We start from the raw sequence: 16476 nt of genomic DNA, 5'->3' as shown, positions 1-16476 counted from the left end.
AATTCTTTTTCTCTTTTATAAACTCCTATTAATAGTTTAGCTGTCTGATAGCAACCTGCTATATCTAAAGTTTCCTCGTCCGAATGCTCATGCATGTAACCGACCGATAGATTTACGCTAACCAGCAAATACTCCCCAAAAAATATGAAGAGATGAATAAACGAAACATCACCTGAAGTGGTGTATTTCATCTTCGTTCTACTTCTCTTTTAATGTGCGGAGCTGTTTGAAATTTCGAGTGGAATATTTGTTTCCAATATATCCAAATTGGTCCAAGTAAGCGAAGCATTTGTTTCTCTGTTTTTTCTTTGATTGGCATTAAATTTAATATGATAATTTTCAAAGTTATGTTGAAGAAGAGTAGTCTTCTATTAGCTAGTTTAGTTTCATGTTTTGTCCACGTTCGAATAAATTTAATACCCTGATGATGATAACTATTTACTCTCAGAGAATCTGTTTGGAGAATTTTATCAAGCATGGTATCTTTTCTTATGTACACCTCGTTAGTGAAGAGGAAATTTGTTACTTTTCGATTTGTCCTAAGTATTTCTCGACTAATTTTTAGTTTCTTTTATACCTTCATCAGTAAGGTAAACTGATTTTGATCGTTTACTTCCTCTAATAAAATCTTGTTCAGTAAGTTCATCTAGAGTTTCAAAAGGATAGCCTTTCCAAAACAGTCTTTCCCCTAGCTAGAAAATAAATAAAATCACCGAAACCTGAAATACAAAACACTTTGGTATTCCCATATCAAACATTATTACATTATTAGTGAGGTCTAGATGCACAGGCTCGAATCCAACTATTCCATTATTTTTTCCTTTCAGGAATAAAAACTGTAGCAAATGTCCTTCTACGTCTCTTATGATTAGGTTCGTTATCTGAATATCTTTTTACCACAGCAACTAGGTCCTTCTTTAAATTAGAAAGCTCCTCATCATCTAAAAATAAATCAATGTGACGATAACCAAACCCATCTTTCTCCATATCTAACTCATCACCCTCTAAATACTCTTCAACACCTTGCATGAGATTGGTGAAATAAGTCATAAAATACTTCATATGTTCTTCCTTACTCAATTCATGGGCTTCTGAAGTAGAAAAAGTAGCAGAATCTCTGTTTAGTGAATATGTTCGTTCAAATGTACCTCTAACCTTCCTCTCATTTGAAATGTATATCACATGATTAGATGTTAACACCTTTAATTGCCTATATAATGTAGCTTGTGGAATATCAGGAAGCCATTCCATTAGCTCTTGAACTGTTAATGATCGTTTTAATAATGATTGAATAATTCGCATTCTAACTGGATGTAAGATAACATCTCCCTTTGCCACTTTTTTACCTCCCTACATGTTTACTCTCTAGCCAATTCGTAATGATCTGCATTAGGTCGGGATGTAATGATTTACTCGCTTGCGCTTGGTATTCGTTTTTTACTTTTTGAATGGAAACATCACCTTCTTGATACCTTAAAATATGATTCATCCCTTCAATCACATGTACTTCCGATGGCCCATTAACAAGTTCAGGTACTTTATAAACATTTTCAACTTTCGTTTGTATATCTTTTGTGCCATTGATCGCAAGGACTGGACAAGTGATATTTTCCATTGAACCATAAAGGTCAAATTGGAAATGCTCTCTAAACCATTTAGCTGGTAGCTTGGCAAAAAGTTGAACTCGAATTTCATCTTTGTCACTCGTATCCATTTTTTTGAAAATCTTTTGAGTTTTCTTTTCTGCTTTATCAGTAATTTTTAACTTTTTAATTAACCAACCTTTGATTCCTGACTCGTTATTTAATTCTTCATAAGCTAATTCTCGCTGATACTTAGTTGCCTCTTCTATTGTATCAGCAGCTCCTGCGATAAGAATTAACCCCGCTAGTGATGCTCTCTCATTAAGAGCCGTCGCTAATATTGTTCCCTCACTATGACCCAACACATATATCTGCTCTTGATCAACGTTAGTATGATTTCTTAAAAACTGTAATGCACTTTCAGCATCATCAACTAAATCCCATAATCCAGCTTTGTTTAAATCCCCTTCACTTTCTCCGACACCTCTTTTATCATAGCGAAGGGAAATATATCCTGCTTCAGCTAATCCATCTGCAATCAATTTATAAAGATTAAGTTGTAAATTAGGCATGTTCCCATCCCGGTCACCTTCACCCGACCCAGCAATTAATAAAACGGCTGGAGCCTTTTTTTCAGTCGATTCGGGAAACGATATTGTTGCACCTAACAAGGCTTTTCCTTCGATTTTAATTCGTTCTTCTTTTCTATTCATCATAAATTACCTCCTAAATGGGCAACAGGGTATAATATTATCATTATCAATAATGATAATACTATACCCTGTTATGAGCACTTAGTATATACTGTACAATAAAGAAAAAATTTGTTTAAATTTTTCCCGTAATCAATTAAAGTGGTTGGAACGTCGGCCTGCTTTGAACCCATACGCTAGAAACTTCTTCATCGACTTTATGAATATGAAATTCTAGTTTATCACCCCATGTTTGAAAGTTCACTCCTGTCTTTGCTTGTATGATCCCTTTTTCTAAATTCTCATAAGTAATTTTGGTACCGTTAATACTAGAAAGAGAGTTTTTGCACAGCTCAAAGGAGTCTTTGTAAGGCAGGTAAATTTCGATTTCTTTTTCTTGTCTTACACTACTTTCAGCTTTTCCACCGACTCGTTTGACTAAAAGATAGTTCATAGCCCCTAAAATAACCGTCATAAAAATTCCAAAGGCTAAACCAGATGTGATACTGGTTGAAACATCACGACCATTGATAAACATCGTCAATCCAAAAGTAATCGATGTGGCTAAAAAAATCATTAGAATTTTTTTCATAAAAGGATCACCTCATTTAAGTACTGAACCGTTATTAGTAAACTCCATTCAGTTTGTATGATAGTTAAACGTGTTAACAGTAAAAGGGTTTCACATTCAACCGGATTGGATCGGAGTGAAAAAGCGTTTCTGCCATCTTGCAGAAACGCCCTTAGCTGCCACCCTAATTCATTTACACTACACATCTTGATCTTTTTTCAGCTCTTCAATTTCTTTTTTTAACTCTTCAATTTCATTGTGTAATTCTTCGATTTTCAAGTCCTTTTCTTCGCTGGATTGTTTTTTTACAAACTTAATGACGTTCGCCATAATAGCAATGACAAACATTAAAAAAAATAAAATAACTAAAAAAGTAACTAGCAATCCGATATCTCCATTAGCTAATGACATAAAAATACTCCTATATTCTTTAATTTAGTGTCTCTACCTTGGTATGCAATATGAATTTGTTAACTTGATAGTACCATAACTTCATCATCTATACCTATATCAAACGGCTAATGGAATTAAAAAGGGTGTTGTAACGACAATTTTTGTAATAGAGCTCCCTAGTATTCGCACCCTTTCCGCTACAACTACCGAATTGTGTGTTTAGCGGACTGAGAGGACGATATTTGAAAAAAATCCTATGATTTCATTATCGTAACGGACTCTGAGGCCCTTATTTAGCCCAATTTCGTTGATTCCGGCGTAATTCCTAGCAAATAAGAGCCTCTCAGTCCGCTAAATTCTACATCACTCTATTAAAAGAGGGATGCAAGACTATTTCTTTAGATAGGAGTTGATGAATCGCTCTCTAATCAGCGATTACACCCCTTCTAATCCGTTAACACTTCAACTTCAGCAGCATTAATCATGAAGTTATCTTCATTGTGAGGTGTAATCCAAACCCCAACTTTTTGATAATTTCCATCTGAATCACCTGCAGGTCGTGAAAAGGACGACAATTGTGCAGGAGATATTAAGGTTTTTTGATTATCATTTTTAAGATAGATTTTAGACCTTTCGCATAACTGAATGTATCCATACCCTTTATAACCCTCTGGAAATGTAGAATGGTGTAGATTAGTATTGATGATTGGCTTTGGTTTACCTATAAATCCACTATTATGTTCTGGTAGAGTTAAAATCCTCATCATCATGAAAACAATACTTGTTAATGGTAACAGCCATTCTCGGTGAGCTTCGAAGGGCCTGAAAATTAATATTACTCATGTTTTAAAAAACAACTTTCACCGTAAAATTAATAGATTTTTTAAAATTACTTTATCTAAAAATTCATAATAATTAATATACTTAATACACTTATATTATACTAAATATCTTAATGAGGTGAATAGATGAGCACTGCTTTAATTATTATTGATATTCAAAACGATTATTTTCCGAACGGAAGAATGGAGTTAAGTAATCCACTAATAGCAGCTGATAATGTAGGTAAAATTCTTGAATGGTTTAGACAAAATAACCAAGAAAATATTTTTCATGTTCAGCATATCGCAGCTGACGAAGGGTTAGGCTTCTTTCTTCCAAATACAGAAGGAGTCGAAATAAACGAAGCTGTTTCACCATTAGAAAATGAAAATATTATCATCAAACATGCGCCTAACAGCTTTTTCAACACTGAACTAGAAAGCCACTTAAGAGAAAATGGAGTGACGAAGCTAGTCATTGTAGGTATGATGACACATATGTGCGTGGATGCCACAGTAAGAGCAGCAATGGAGCTAGGCTTTGAATCCACACTTATTGAAGATGCATGTACTACAACGGACTTAGCTTACCAAGGGAAGGTCGTGCCAGCTGAGCAGGTTCATTATGCATTTATCAGTGCACTTAACGGAATATATGCCAATGTAATTTCGACAGAGGACTTCCTTCAACAAGAAGTGGCCACAAACTAATGAATTAGCTGATTAAATATAAAAGGGAGATTGTTTCGAAAACAGCCTCCCTTTTTTCTGATGTTTAAACTAATAAATAAGAACCAAGCTTAGTTAACAACCAATCGATTTCGACCACTTTCTTTCGCTTGAAATAATGCTCTATCCGAATTATCTATAAAGTCATTTATCGTTTCACCATGATGTTTTGACAGACCCAAACTTATTGTTAAATAAATAGATTGATTTTTGTATCTAAATTCAGTCTTTTCTATGGCTTCACGTATTCTTTCGCAAATTTTTTCTCCTTCTTCCATACTTGTATTAGAAAAAATGACAGCGAATTCTTCTCCACCCAGCCTTGCAACTACATCCGATTCTCGCACGTTATTTTTGATTGTCTTAGCTACATGTTGTAATGCAAGATCTCCGCAAACATGCCCATAGTTGTCGTTAATTCGTTTAAAGAAATCTATATCTATGATGCTTAAGATTACAGCTGGTTTTTCACTTAAACTTACAGCTTCTTCAAGATACTGATCAAAATACCTTCTATTATAAACTTCAGTCAACGGATCGGTTATTGCTTTACGGTTTACTTCATTTAATAATTTTTCATAGTTTATTCTAAAATAGGCCAAGAATAAAATGATTATCCAACCCAGTATCGAACTGCTAATATGCATGATAATTCCAAAGATATCCCACCAACGCTGCCCTATAATAACAACTGTAGCTTTAATTAAACTTAATATAATACCGGATGTAATGACTACTTTCCAACTAGGGTAAAAAATGGTGATTAAAGCAAATGGTAGTATGTGAATGGTCCATATAATAGGAAAATTAAAATGATGTAAATACAAAATAATATCAAGTCCAACCGGTAAAAATGTCATAATTATTATACCTATCCACAAAAATATCTTATTTTTTCCCATTCTATTCGCTCCATTCGATATTACCTATTCCAGCCATTTATAATAGCTTGGGTCCATAATCTCACCAGTAACTAGAGTTCACCTATCAAAGGAACCCAGGTTTTTCTCATTATTTAGATATCTATTCATGCTAAACACAATATTAAATTCCCTAAGGTTCTTATCACTTTTTTTAAAAATTCCGATATAAGCCTAAAGTATTAATTATATTATACTACAAAGTTAAAGCTACTTGGTATCTATATAATTATCATTTATTCCTAAAAATTGTGGTAATATATAGCCTCTTGTTAGATTAAGTATATTCTTTCAAAAAGTAAGCATTATATGAGGAAGACATTGTTGTAAATACAGAAGGCGTCAAAAAATGAAAAGACGATCACTTTGGGCGTAATCGTCTTAAGTAGGTTATTTATGTTAATTTGATAGTCAATTCTAATGATCCACGGTAGTCTGCCTGAACAAACCTTCAATAACTCTTTGAAATTATGCTACAGTTGTTTGTCCTCAACTCCTGGACAGCAAAACCAAACTCCATATACAATACTTCAATGTAAAAGTTTAAAAAGATATTATTTAGTACCATTAACTACGAGGTCTGCTCTTTCAAATGGTTTTTGTTCGATAACATAAATGTCTTCTGAAACCATCCAATTATTTTCCCACATATCACGAGCTTCTTCCCCATCTCTTTCAAGACCTCGCAAAAGCCTTGTTTCTCGTGGACAGTCAACCCAAATGGTTAAATCATATTTAGCTGCTAATTCCTCACGAATAGAATAGACACCTTCCACTATAACAATTCCTCCGATCGGAACTGTATGCCATTCTACTAAATCATCCTTCTCCCAATCATAGCGCTGATAGTGTCCTTCTTGATTATTACTAAGTGGTTCAAGAACTTGATTTAATACACGTTTCCAATCAAAGTCCGCACCAATTGGCTTTTTCTCTGGACTTAACTTTATAATTTGTGAAGTTGGTAAATAAAAATCATCCATATGGACAACAGTTATGTTAGAACCATGATCCTTTAATTTAGTTGCTAATGTACTTTTTCCTGAACCGCCACAACCGTCTATTCCAATTAACAAAGTTGATTGTTTTTTTGGAATTAAATCCATTGAACGAACCAATTGCTCGAAATTAGTGAACTCACCATTCTTAGATTTAAAATTCATAATATCACCACTTAGTTGTTAAATTTCTAACATACCACCAAACTTTTTAGTGAAGTAAATTTCCCTCCCCTGTAGCCACCACAAGTAGCAACAGCTTGTTGCATTAAAGCTCCTGTTACTTGAAGTGCAATCCTTCACAAGCTTATATTTTAGTAATTAACATTTACGATTCATCTTAATAGCTATTAATACCATAAAACCCGAACCTACCCCTTTTAAAATAGAGGAAAACATGTGATTTTCAACAAAAAAATCAATAACGATATAAATTAATAATAATATTGGCAATGCAAATAGTAGATAACGTCCTTTACTCATTTGATACCAATCCTTTCAACATTTTTCGTTAACGATTTGAATAAAATGATATATAAAGTATCACTACCCGTTTGTTGAATACGGATATAACATCCTAATCATACGAAATTTGTTAATAACCATGTTCCTCCTAAATATCCACCCCAAATGATATCGAAACATTATATTGTAAATCTTACAATTTGATATGCTTTACTTATATCCTCAACAAAGGCTACAGTATAGCAACTACTTCTATACTTAAACACTACTTTTCAATTTGCGAGTAAAAACAATCTACTTTATTTTATCTTCCAAATCTTTTATTCTTTTTTCTAATTTCCTATTTTTAATTGCCACTTCAACAAATGCACCAATTGCAATCGAAATCGCAATCCATGAAAATATCCAATCCATATTAGGCCCCTATAATACTTACCCTCGTTAGCTGAACAACGATAGCTTTTAATTAAGCTATCGCTTCCGTTACTTGAATAAAAATCTATTTCAAGTTTTTGGTCCTTGATAAAATTTCTGAAACACCTATCGCAATACTTGCATTAAGCATAGCGAGAACAGAGAAAATCATAGCTGTTCCGTCATATTCAGTAAAAAAATTCAATATGAAAAAAATGAAACTAAAGAAAAATACTACAATGCCAAAAAGAAATAAAAATCTATCCATTGTCACAGACCCCAAACTCTATTTTAATTTTTTCACTATCGCCTTCCTTTAGCTGAATAACTTATTCAATATTTTCTTCCAAGAATTTTCGTACTTCTTCAAAATCGTTTGTTTCGAGAAGAATTTTCTTTTGGTCTAATATATAAAAGTATGGTGCTTCGTTTGCATCTAATGATGGATATGTTTCTTCTGTTAAATGTAAATCATACACTAGTATACCTACATCTGTATTTTCTTCATGAAAATCAGTAAACCATTGAAAATGGTCAAAGTGTTCATCATCTTTATTTTCTGGTGCGATATAAAAGATTTTATATCGTTCCTCTGATTCTGCATAAGGTAAGTTTTGAGAACACCCTATTAATATTAATAATAAAAATAAAACCAAAACCATAGCTCCCTTTTTCATAACAGATAACCCTCCTCCTAATTGTTCAAACTCTAGAACTATTCTGCTCTTTTATCGTACCCGTTAGTTTAACTTATTGAGCGTTGATTTTTTCTGATAATTCCCCGAATTTTTTTATAAGGGAATTCTTTTCCCAATAACCAAAATCATTCATTTCTTTAAGTACAAATCCCACTTCACGAAGTATTACCCCTAATTCTTCATAATCCTTTTTATCCTCTTCCGTTAAATCGCTATAACTATCCAATGTTTCCATAGGATAACGTTGATAATTTTGCAAACTGCGAATCAAATTTTCAAGCGTTTCTTTATCACTATTTGAAAGCGTTCTTGATTCAGAACCGACATTCAGACTATGATAAATTCCATCGAATATTTGTTTTAATTCAGCAGTAACCAAACTTGGGTCTGACCAATCATTATCACTTTGATGAGAAATCTTTTCTTCCAACCAAAATAAATTATATGCGACATTCATCGTAAGAACCCGTTCTATAACGTAGTTATTTTTATTAACTCCCCAAGCTACAATTGCAATAAGTAATAAATTTAGTATTATAGAAATTCTGAAAATATTTTTTATTTTTTTACTCAATGTGATACCTCCTATTTAAATGATAGTAAACAATCCTCTTTATTCAAGAAACCTGCTTCGTTACTTGAATAACCATTGTTATAATTTTAACATTAATTTCCTTTTACGTTGTAAAAAAAATGCGTCTCTGCTTATTGCAGAAACGCTACCCTTTAGCTTAACAAGTTTCCAAAAAATAAAACGAAAGTTAAAAACACTGATAATCCCAATGTAAATATTATTTATGGAATAATCTATTGGACCTGAAAAAGAAACGATAAAAAATAATAAAATACAAATTATTGATAAGATAAATGACAAAATGTTAATCTTTTTCATCATTTGAAAACCCCTCTATTTCCTCATAGCTAAGATCCATTTTGTATCTTTTAAAAATAGTAATTATGAGCAAATCATTGTTTAACTAATTTTCCATTTTCATACCTGTAATGTATTTCAACAAATTCTTCACAAAATTTTTCCACAGCTGAGTTGGCAATATAGATTTTATTTTCATTAAATTGAATATAGTCCTGTTGATACGCTTACCGTTTGTTGAATTACCTTTTTCTTTTTAATATACGATTGATCGCATAGGCCATAACGATTATTGATAAAGGTAAAGTTATAAAATTGCTTATAGTTGAAAAAAACTTTGAATAAGAAAAACATAGGGAGATTTTAGTCTTCCTATGTTTTCATTCAAATTAGTTATCTGTTTGTTTTTCCTTCTTTTTCAAATACTCCGCACGTAATTTTTCGAGTTGCTGCTTTTTATCAACTTTCGCAGGCGTCTGTTTTTCTTGATACTTTCTCACAGCTACCTTACTTTTGGCATCCAATTGATATTTTCCCACTTTGTTTCACCTACTTTTCTTGTCTTTTAAACAGGAGCTATTCAACAAATATACTATACCTTATTTTACTGAGTAAACCTTATTACTTTATTATGTGCGCTACTTTTGTAAATATCAGTAAAACATTAATAACTCGTTAACGCATTAATTCAGACCCAACACTCTGCATTAGTCGCTAACTAAAGCTTCCTAACAATAATTTCCTGGCTGAATTTCCTTCAGTTTGTTTATTAAATTCTTTTACCTTTGAATAGTTCCACGATTGTTTCGGCAATCAAATAGTAAGTGGATAAGACTTTCGTAATATGGAAGAAATTCTTTCTTTTTGATCATCGTCAAAATTTCTTCCTTGCTTGCCCATTTCACGTTTTGAACCTCTTCATACTGTAAAGTGAGCGTATGTAATTGCACATCTTCTTGAATTAAATAAATGTCATCAAATCCATTCTCAAAATTTATCGTTAAATGAGGTCGTATATGCTGAAAATCTAATTTCAAGCCAATTTCTTCATACAATTCTCTTTGTGCAGCCGTTTGACTTGTATCCCCAGCTGTGGCACTCCCTCCTGCAGTGAGATCCCACAGATTAGGCCAACTTTCTTTGAAGGACTGCCTTTGTTGTATGAGCATTTTCCCGTTTGAGTTAAAAATACATACATGAATAACTAAATGAAAATCCCCAGGGGCAAGCTCGATACCACGAACCCAAGTACGATCTGTTTTGCTTCGATTTATATCATACACATCCCATAATTCCACCAGCGTACCTCCAATTTACAGTTGTCATATTTTGAGATTAAACGACTTAACCTTTATTTAAGCGATCGTATGCGTTATTGAAATCACACTACTTTTTATTGTTCTCCTTTAATTCTTCACGGATCTTTTTTAGTTCCTCGGTCTGCTCGAGGATATTATTGTTCACTTTTCTTATTGCGTCATATATTGCAAATAAACCAGCAAATAGTAGTACCAAAATTAACAATTCCAACTCGTTTCCTGCTTTCTGTTATGTATTAAAATTTCGCTAATAATCCAACCATTAATTTTATAAAATCATTAGGATTGTTAAGACTAATAATAATAGCTTGATAGAGGATTTAACCTTTTCATATTCTATCATTTCAGCCAAGAGGACTCCTTCCTCAAAAATTTGTTAGAATTTTAGGTGGGAGGTGAATTGGCGGTTTTGAGTGTCATCTCTAGAATTTCTTAACTTTTTTGGTAAAATAAATTTAGGAACATATGTTTGGAAGTGATATTGAAATGGAAAACTACAAAACAATCCAAGTTTGGGTGAAAAAGGGACATCGTATGCATTCTTACTTTCAAGAGATGTGTCGAAACGCAAAAAATATGCATAATACGACTAATTTTTTTATTCGCCAAATTTACACGGGTCTTTATTCAAGCAAAGAGCTACAACCCCTCCAAAAAGAAGTTTTAGAAATGTTGTATCAAAACATAGATAAAATGAACGAAGTTCAGACCATTTCTTGTTTTAAAAAAATGAAAAAAGAAATGCAGAAAGAGAAAGATACACAAAAAGACATCCAATGTAATTTATTTGAGTTGCCGTCAAAAAAGAAACCTTACGTAAATTACAACTTTTTGGATGCTTTGTTTAAGGTTTTAGCACAAAACGACTATCGCTCTCTCCCTGCTCAATCAAGTCAAGGAATAATGAAAACAGTATTCCAGAACTGGAAATCGTTTTATGGTAGTTTACGAGAATACAAATCCAATCCAAATAAGTTCAAGGCAAGACCCAAAATCCCAGGATATAGTCGTGCTAAAGAAAAAGAAGTCTCTTTTTCCAATCAAGATTGTGTGATTAAAGATAATAAGTACTTGAAGTTTCCCAAAACAAAAGACCGTTTGAATATCGGAAAGTTGGGTTATTCCGAAGGTAAACTCAAACAAGTTCGTGTGAACCCAAGGTACGGACATTATGTTGTTGAGTTAATTTTTAGTGTTCCTTTGAAACAAGAAATGAAAGTTTCCAAGAAACGTTATATGTCGATTGACTTAGGAAATGATAATCTTGCAACCATCGTCACAAACACAGGTAAAACTGTATTAGTGAAGGGCAAAAATATTAAATCTGTCAATCAACGGTATAATCAACTGAAAGCCCATTTCACGGGTATTCTTCGTCATGGAAAAAATGAAAAAGAGGGTTCGTTTACCTCCAAGCGTTTAGAAAGAATTAACCATAAGCGTTTTAACCAAATCAAAGACTTGTTTCATAAAGCCAGTCATCATATTGAGAAAATCGTTTTAGAAGATGATATTGATACCATCATTATCGGTCACAACAAAGAATGGAAGCAATGCTCCAATATGGGCAAAAAAAATAACCAAGCATTCACAACCATTCCGCACAGCCTTTTAATCCAGATGATTAAATACAAGGCAGAGAGACATGGAATCAAAGTCCATGTTACTGAAGAGTCTTATACTTCAAAAGTGAGTTTCCTAGATAACGATGATATTCCCGTTTATGGTGAAAGCAATTCGAAAAAATCATTTTCTGGCAAGCGTATTAGTCGTGGTCTTTACCGTTCGAAGAACGGAATTCTTATCAATGCAGATGTAAACGGAGCAGCCAACATCATGAGGAAGGTATTCAAACATGCATTTGAAGAACCTTTTTCAGACTATAAATGCTTACTGCAACCGACATCATTCCTAATCAAATAAAAGTAATCCCAAAGGCAAGACCAATGGGATAGCGGGGTTGGGTGTTTTTAGCACACCAATGTGTCAACTCCACTGATGGTTAATCGTCATTTCCAAAGTCGATACCTCAGAAACCCCCACTTCAAATTTCGTAGAAATTAAGTGGTGGGAGTATTCATATTCTAAATAAGGAACAACCCAATGATCAACGACTGTATCGATCTTTCTTTTCTCCCAAAATGATATTTCATTACTCACTTGATCTTTAAAATAAAAGTAAATATGATCTTGATCATTGGAATAATAAACACCTAATTGTGGAAATCCTTTTTTATATACGTGAGTAGCTATAATTTCATCTGGATGTACTTCTTCGTTTTCAATTAAATAGTTAACTACATCCTGTATTTAATTTACAATACTGCATCTTTATTTTAACATCATTTTCCAGTACAGAGGCATAAAAAACGAGCTGCATCTATTACAGCCCGTAATTTTTTACGATCGCACTTGTTAGTGTAAGAATATTAATTCAATATATCAACGTATTTAGCCCCTACACATGCTATTATTCGAGAGAGATATCTATCTTTTTGAAGGAACTTAATGAGCGATGTAAACTATTTAATTGCTATGTGAATCTCAATTTGACCATTGGGATAGTATTTTTCAAAATCTGTTGAATAAGCTCTCACCAAATCTCCTTCCTCTTCACGTCTCCATATCTCCTTCCAAACGTTAAGTATCCCAAATTCATCTGATGTATCCACCTCAAAAATTTCATATTTACTTTTGTTCGAAATTTTAATTGTGGGTTCGTTATCACTACTTTCAATGGCTACACTTAATGTATAATCGCCTTTATAATCACTCTCGTAATCATAATACAGACCATATTTAACTTCATCATGATGCTTCAAAATACTTGATGCCTCTTTCCACATTTCTGTAATCTTTTGCATAATAGCGTTATCGTTAAAATTATTAGTTCTAACACTCTTAATAATTGTTAGGTTCATTAAAATTCCCCCGCTCATTGTGTTTTTTACTTAATTCTATAAAAAACACAATTTCCCTTTTTATTAAACTATTGCTCTTCGTTTGTTTAAGTATAATAGTTCACATTTGTTGAAGGTTCTGCCACCCATCATCAACCACTTTAATAATGGGTATAACCCGAAGAAGAAATACCCTCGAATTCCGTCTTACCGTGAATCATAAATAAAATAGTTATAGTACAAATATTTGAAGGAATAAAATAAAGCGGAATAACACAAAAACGAATGAGGTGGGATTAACATAATATTAAACTATTGTTAAGACTCAAAGGAGTAGGGCAGGAAAGTATTAGTCGCTAATTTTAAAGTTACGTATCAGTTTTTAGTGTTAAATCTAAGCATCTATTTCATCTCAAAATTCCCTTTCATCCCACATCCTTATAATCAGTAGTTTTGAGTTACCCTTCCTAACCATAACTTACTTTATATTATAAAGTCTTATGAAAGGAATGAGCCGAATGTATAATATGTATAATCCCTGCTACTATCCTTACAGCATTACCCCAACCATGTATCACCCACCTAATATGCATAATACTACTTACAAAACATACCCATCTCCTCACTGGGGCAACACACCAATCTATACTCCTTACTTTAATGAACAAGACGGCATAAGTAATTTTATCTCAAACTTAGAAGAACGAGGTTTTATTGTACAGAAAGGAAACTTAAGATATATTGATATATTAAAGCTGGCCAGTGAAGGTAAAGTTGACTCGGCTTTCGGGAATATTGTAGGAGCACCCTATGCAACCTATCTCCTTCCCCCTGCACCAAATCAGGAACCATCACCTGGGCAGCGACCACCAAGTGGCTATAATCCTGACGACCCAAATAATTACCCACCCAATATTGATTATGCAATGACGGGGGTGTACTATAAGCTGCGTCCTGACGAGGCAATTGTTTTAATTGGAAAGACACCGCCACCGTCAGTTTATTTTAGTTTTAGAAGTTATCTGGGATTTGTTGAAAATAAACCTAAAAAGGACTACAGTGATACAGTTACAACAGGGGATCAACGTATTGGTTTTTATCACTTTATCGGTGCCAGCCTGGGGGATCAAATAAGTAACAACTTTATCTGGACTGATCGTACACCTTATGGAAGCCCCGGAAATCCCTTTGACAGTTCTACAATTATCATTACCACTGCAGACCAAGGAATTAATGAGCAAATGCGTAATGCTCTTGTTGCATCAGGCTTTAACACGGGTATCATGAACGATGATATTATCCCTATGGACCTAGTCAGAATGGGACTAGAAAGGGGCAAAGATCACTTTCAGTTTCTCACGAGAGCTGCCATTTTTCAAAATCCGGATATTGGCTGGGATTACATTTCCAATCTTGATGAGTATTTTACGGTGTTGCGTATTACCCCCAAAATCCCCTATCCTACTACAAAACCTTGGCCTATACCATCACTTAAAATAAGAGAGACAGGTACGACTGAATTTCAAATTGTCCCAAAAGCAAGAGAGACACTGGATTACCTGAGAAATCAAATTATTAGTAAATACGGACACCCGGAATATGATATTGTGGATTTGGATTTTAATCTCGCTATACCTGATGCCTATGAGGGGATATTACAGGATGTCAATGTTTGGCTTGATAACAGAGATACAATCTATGTTAAAACGGAAACCTTTCAATTAGCTACCGATGATGATTTTGTGATTATATATGGTGTCAACAACACTCAAACGGGATTTGCAACATATCTCAACCTTGGTTTATACGGAGATGATCTCTGGAATGGCGTTGCAGGAACCGCGTTTACAAATGAATTTCAGTATCCTGCCGATGAATATTTTCCTGAATGGTTTAAAAATGATAAGTTCTATTATGTAGCCAAAATGGCAAGAAGTACCACAGAAGGCAATGAAATTATTATTCCTTATAGTACTGGCAACCCTCTAGGATCTGCATATGGTATTGACAACAATCAAGATGCTTTTGTAGTCATAAGAAGTTATGTCAATCAAAAAACCAAAGTGGCTTCAGCTCCTTTTGACTTTATCTGGGGGCGTGCAATCTTATTTACAAAAAAGAGAAACAACTATAGGGATATAATAGACATCCAATATTAGAAATGGTAATTCTTCTTATCTAACAGCACTAAAATCTAGTGCTGTTTTCCTCTGAGGCCAAACAAAATGACTCTTTCATTACACCTTGATTATATGAGAGTTTGCATTTCTTCGTACAAGCAATCATATTTTTATGATGAGAAGAAATTTTAACTAATCTACTTCTTTATTTAAACCTCATTTACAATCTATTGGCTAAAAAACGTCTGCATCTATTACAGCCCATAATTTAACTATCGCCTCCGTTAATTGAAATAAAGATTTTTTTAATCATTTCTCTCGGTTTATCAATTCAAATGACTCTTCAAAATCATCCCATTTTACATTAACTTTGATAACCTCTTCCTCTTGTACTTTTGCCCCAGTGCTAGAACCACTCGTTGAAAACGTAATGTCATTAGGGGGTTCATCAAACTCCCTACTCCTACTACCTCCTTTAGCCCTTGCATCATAAGAAAACTCTAGATTTTCTATTGATTGGATATCTTCAACTGACCCTTTGTAAGTTATTCTAAATTCATAATTGGCTTCATTAGAATATGTGGTTACTCCTTCTTCTTCACCCCATATTTCCGCCCCCTCGTAAATATATTCAGCCTCCCAAAACTCACCTTCACCAATAAACGTGTACTCATAATTAGTCACTTCTTCATTCGAACATCCAGCTAGTATCATAATCATTATAGATATTGAAGTTATAAATAGATTTTTCATCTCTATTCCCCCTAAGAAATAAATTTATCTCTTATACCTTATCATGTAACAATAATACTTTGGTTAATAATTGGTAATTATTTTTTAAACAAACCTGCTTCGTTCGTATTATAAGGTTAGCCAGATAAGAAAATATTTCTGGTTGACCTTTTTTTATATGGTCTTATTATAACAGTAGCCAGGGTAGAACGTAACTGCTCGTGGGGCATTGATCCCGTCAACTAAACCG

19 protein-coding genes are annotated in these 16476 nt (G+C 33.5%); 3 read left to right on the top strand and 16 right to left on the bottom strand.

Annotated features, from left to right (window positions below; genetic code table 11):
- Positions 1 to 187: 187 nt before the first annotated feature.
- The 7 genes from ACNSTQ_RS18555 to ACNSTQ_RS18525 all read right to left on the bottom strand — a co-directional run bounded on the left by ACNSTQ_RS18555 (position 188) and on the right by ACNSTQ_RS18525 (position 4009).
- Complete coding sequence (locus tag ACNSTQ_RS18555) at positions 188 to 547, bottom strand: gamma-glutamyl-gamma-aminobutyrate hydrolase family protein (protein WP_418201331.1); 360 nt, start codon at positions 545 to 547, stop codon at positions 188 to 190.
- Positions 548 to 554: 7 nt separating this feature from the next.
- Positions 555 to 680, bottom strand: a complete 126-nt coding sequence (locus ACNSTQ_RS18550) for a DUF6429 family protein (protein WP_418201330.1) — start codon at positions 678 to 680, stop codon at positions 555 to 557.
- 130 nt (positions 681 to 810) lie between these two features.
- Entirely contained in the window at positions 811 to 1338 is a 528-nt protein-coding gene (locus tag ACNSTQ_RS18545) for a helix-turn-helix domain-containing protein (RefSeq protein ID WP_418201285.1), read from the bottom strand.
- A 4-nt stretch (positions 1339 to 1342) separates the two neighbouring features.
- Complete coding sequence (locus ACNSTQ_RS18540) at positions 1343 to 2299, bottom strand: alpha/beta hydrolase family protein (protein ID WP_418201284.1); 957 nt, start codon at positions 2297 to 2299, stop codon at positions 1343 to 1345.
- A 133-nt stretch (positions 2300 to 2432) separates the two neighbouring features.
- On the bottom strand, positions 2433 to 2867 hold the full coding sequence (locus tag ACNSTQ_RS18535) for a hypothetical protein (RefSeq protein WP_418201283.1): 435 nt from the start codon (positions 2865 to 2867) through the stop codon (positions 2433 to 2435).
- Between the two features lie 177 nt (positions 2868 to 3044).
- Positions 3045 to 3257, bottom strand: coding sequence for a hypothetical protein (locus ACNSTQ_RS18530; protein ID WP_418201282.1), 213 nt, complete (start codon positions 3255 to 3257; stop codon positions 3045 to 3047).
- A 428-nt stretch (positions 3258 to 3685) separates the two neighbouring features.
- Positions 3686 to 4009, bottom strand: coding sequence for a hypothetical protein (locus tag ACNSTQ_RS18525; protein ID WP_418201281.1), 324 nt, complete (start codon positions 4007 to 4009; stop codon positions 3686 to 3688).
- Between the two features lie 198 nt (positions 4010 to 4207).
- Between ACNSTQ_RS18525 and ACNSTQ_RS18520 the strand changes: the two genes are divergently transcribed.
- The gene (locus ACNSTQ_RS18520; RefSeq protein WP_418201280.1) at positions 4208 to 4771 is read left to right on the top strand and encodes a cysteine hydrolase family protein; all 564 of its coding nucleotides are present in this window, start codon (positions 4208 to 4210) and stop codon (positions 4769 to 4771) included.
- Positions 4772 to 4860: 89 nt separating this feature from the next.
- Here the strand turns inward: ACNSTQ_RS18520 and ACNSTQ_RS18515 are convergent, their stop codons facing one another.
- The 7 genes from ACNSTQ_RS18515 to ACNSTQ_RS18485 form a co-directional block, all read right to left on the bottom strand.
- Complete coding sequence (locus ACNSTQ_RS18515) at positions 4861 to 5691, bottom strand: GGDEF domain-containing protein (protein WP_418201279.1); 831 nt, start codon at positions 5689 to 5691, stop codon at positions 4861 to 4863.
- Between the two features lie 572 nt (positions 5692 to 6263).
- On the bottom strand, positions 6264 to 6815 hold the full coding sequence (locus ACNSTQ_RS18510) for a uridine kinase family protein (RefSeq protein ID WP_418201329.1): 552 nt from the start codon (positions 6813 to 6815) through the stop codon (positions 6264 to 6266).
- Positions 6816 to 7915: 1100 nt separating this feature from the next.
- A complete protein-coding gene (locus ACNSTQ_RS18505) occupies positions 7916 to 8263 on the bottom strand; it encodes a hypothetical protein (protein ID WP_418201278.1) in 348 nt (115 codons plus the stop codon).
- 73 nt (positions 8264 to 8336) lie between these two features.
- Positions 8337 to 8858, bottom strand: coding sequence for a hypothetical protein (locus ACNSTQ_RS18500; RefSeq protein WP_418201277.1), 522 nt, complete (start codon positions 8856 to 8858; stop codon positions 8337 to 8339).
- A gap of 686 nt (positions 8859 to 9544) precedes the next feature.
- Positions 9545 to 9694, bottom strand: a complete 150-nt coding sequence (locus ACNSTQ_RS18495) for a hypothetical protein (RefSeq protein ID WP_275118883.1) — start codon at positions 9692 to 9694, stop codon at positions 9545 to 9547.
- A 240-nt stretch (positions 9695 to 9934) separates the two neighbouring features.
- Positions 9935 to 10453, bottom strand: coding sequence for an NUDIX hydrolase (locus ACNSTQ_RS18490; RefSeq protein WP_418201276.1), 519 nt, complete (start codon positions 10451 to 10453; stop codon positions 9935 to 9937).
- Between the two features lie 88 nt (positions 10454 to 10541).
- Complete coding sequence (locus ACNSTQ_RS18485; RefSeq protein WP_275118880.1) at positions 10542 to 10685, bottom strand: hypothetical protein; 144 nt, start codon at positions 10683 to 10685, stop codon at positions 10542 to 10544.
- A 275-nt stretch (positions 10686 to 10960) separates the two neighbouring features.
- Here ACNSTQ_RS18485 and ACNSTQ_RS18480 point away from each other — a divergent pair, with 275 nt between their 5' ends.
- Complete coding sequence (locus tag ACNSTQ_RS18480) at positions 10961 to 12397, top strand: RNA-guided endonuclease InsQ/TnpB family protein (protein ID WP_418201275.1); 1437 nt, start codon at positions 10961 to 10963, stop codon at positions 12395 to 12397.
- A 599-nt stretch (positions 12398 to 12996) separates the two neighbouring features.
- Here ACNSTQ_RS18480 and ACNSTQ_RS18475 read toward each other — a convergent pair.
- Positions 12997 to 13395: a GyrI-like domain-containing protein gene (locus tag ACNSTQ_RS18475; RefSeq protein WP_418201274.1), complete on the bottom strand. Its 399-nt coding sequence runs from the start codon at positions 13393 to 13395 to the stop codon at positions 12997 to 12999.
- A 497-nt stretch (positions 13396 to 13892) separates the two neighbouring features.
- On the opposite strand from ACNSTQ_RS18475, the gene ACNSTQ_RS18470 reads away from it, so the two are divergent.
- On the top strand, positions 13893 to 15533 hold the full coding sequence (locus ACNSTQ_RS18470) for a hypothetical protein (protein ID WP_418201273.1): 1641 nt from the start codon (positions 13893 to 13895) through the stop codon (positions 15531 to 15533).
- A 270-nt stretch (positions 15534 to 15803) separates the two neighbouring features.
- Here the strand turns inward: ACNSTQ_RS18470 and ACNSTQ_RS18465 are convergent, their stop codons facing one another.
- Complete coding sequence (locus ACNSTQ_RS18465) at positions 15804 to 16247, bottom strand: hypothetical protein (protein WP_418201272.1); 444 nt, start codon at positions 16245 to 16247, stop codon at positions 15804 to 15806.
- Positions 16248 to 16476: the final 229 nt, after the last annotated feature.

Source organism: Alkalihalobacterium sp. APHAB7, assembly GCF_048323755.1.
In the GTDB taxonomy this organism is placed as follows: domain Bacteria; phylum Bacillota; class Bacilli; order Bacillales; family Bacillaceae_F; genus Alkalihalobacterium.
This window is presented reverse-complemented; position numbering and strand designations above follow the sequence as displayed.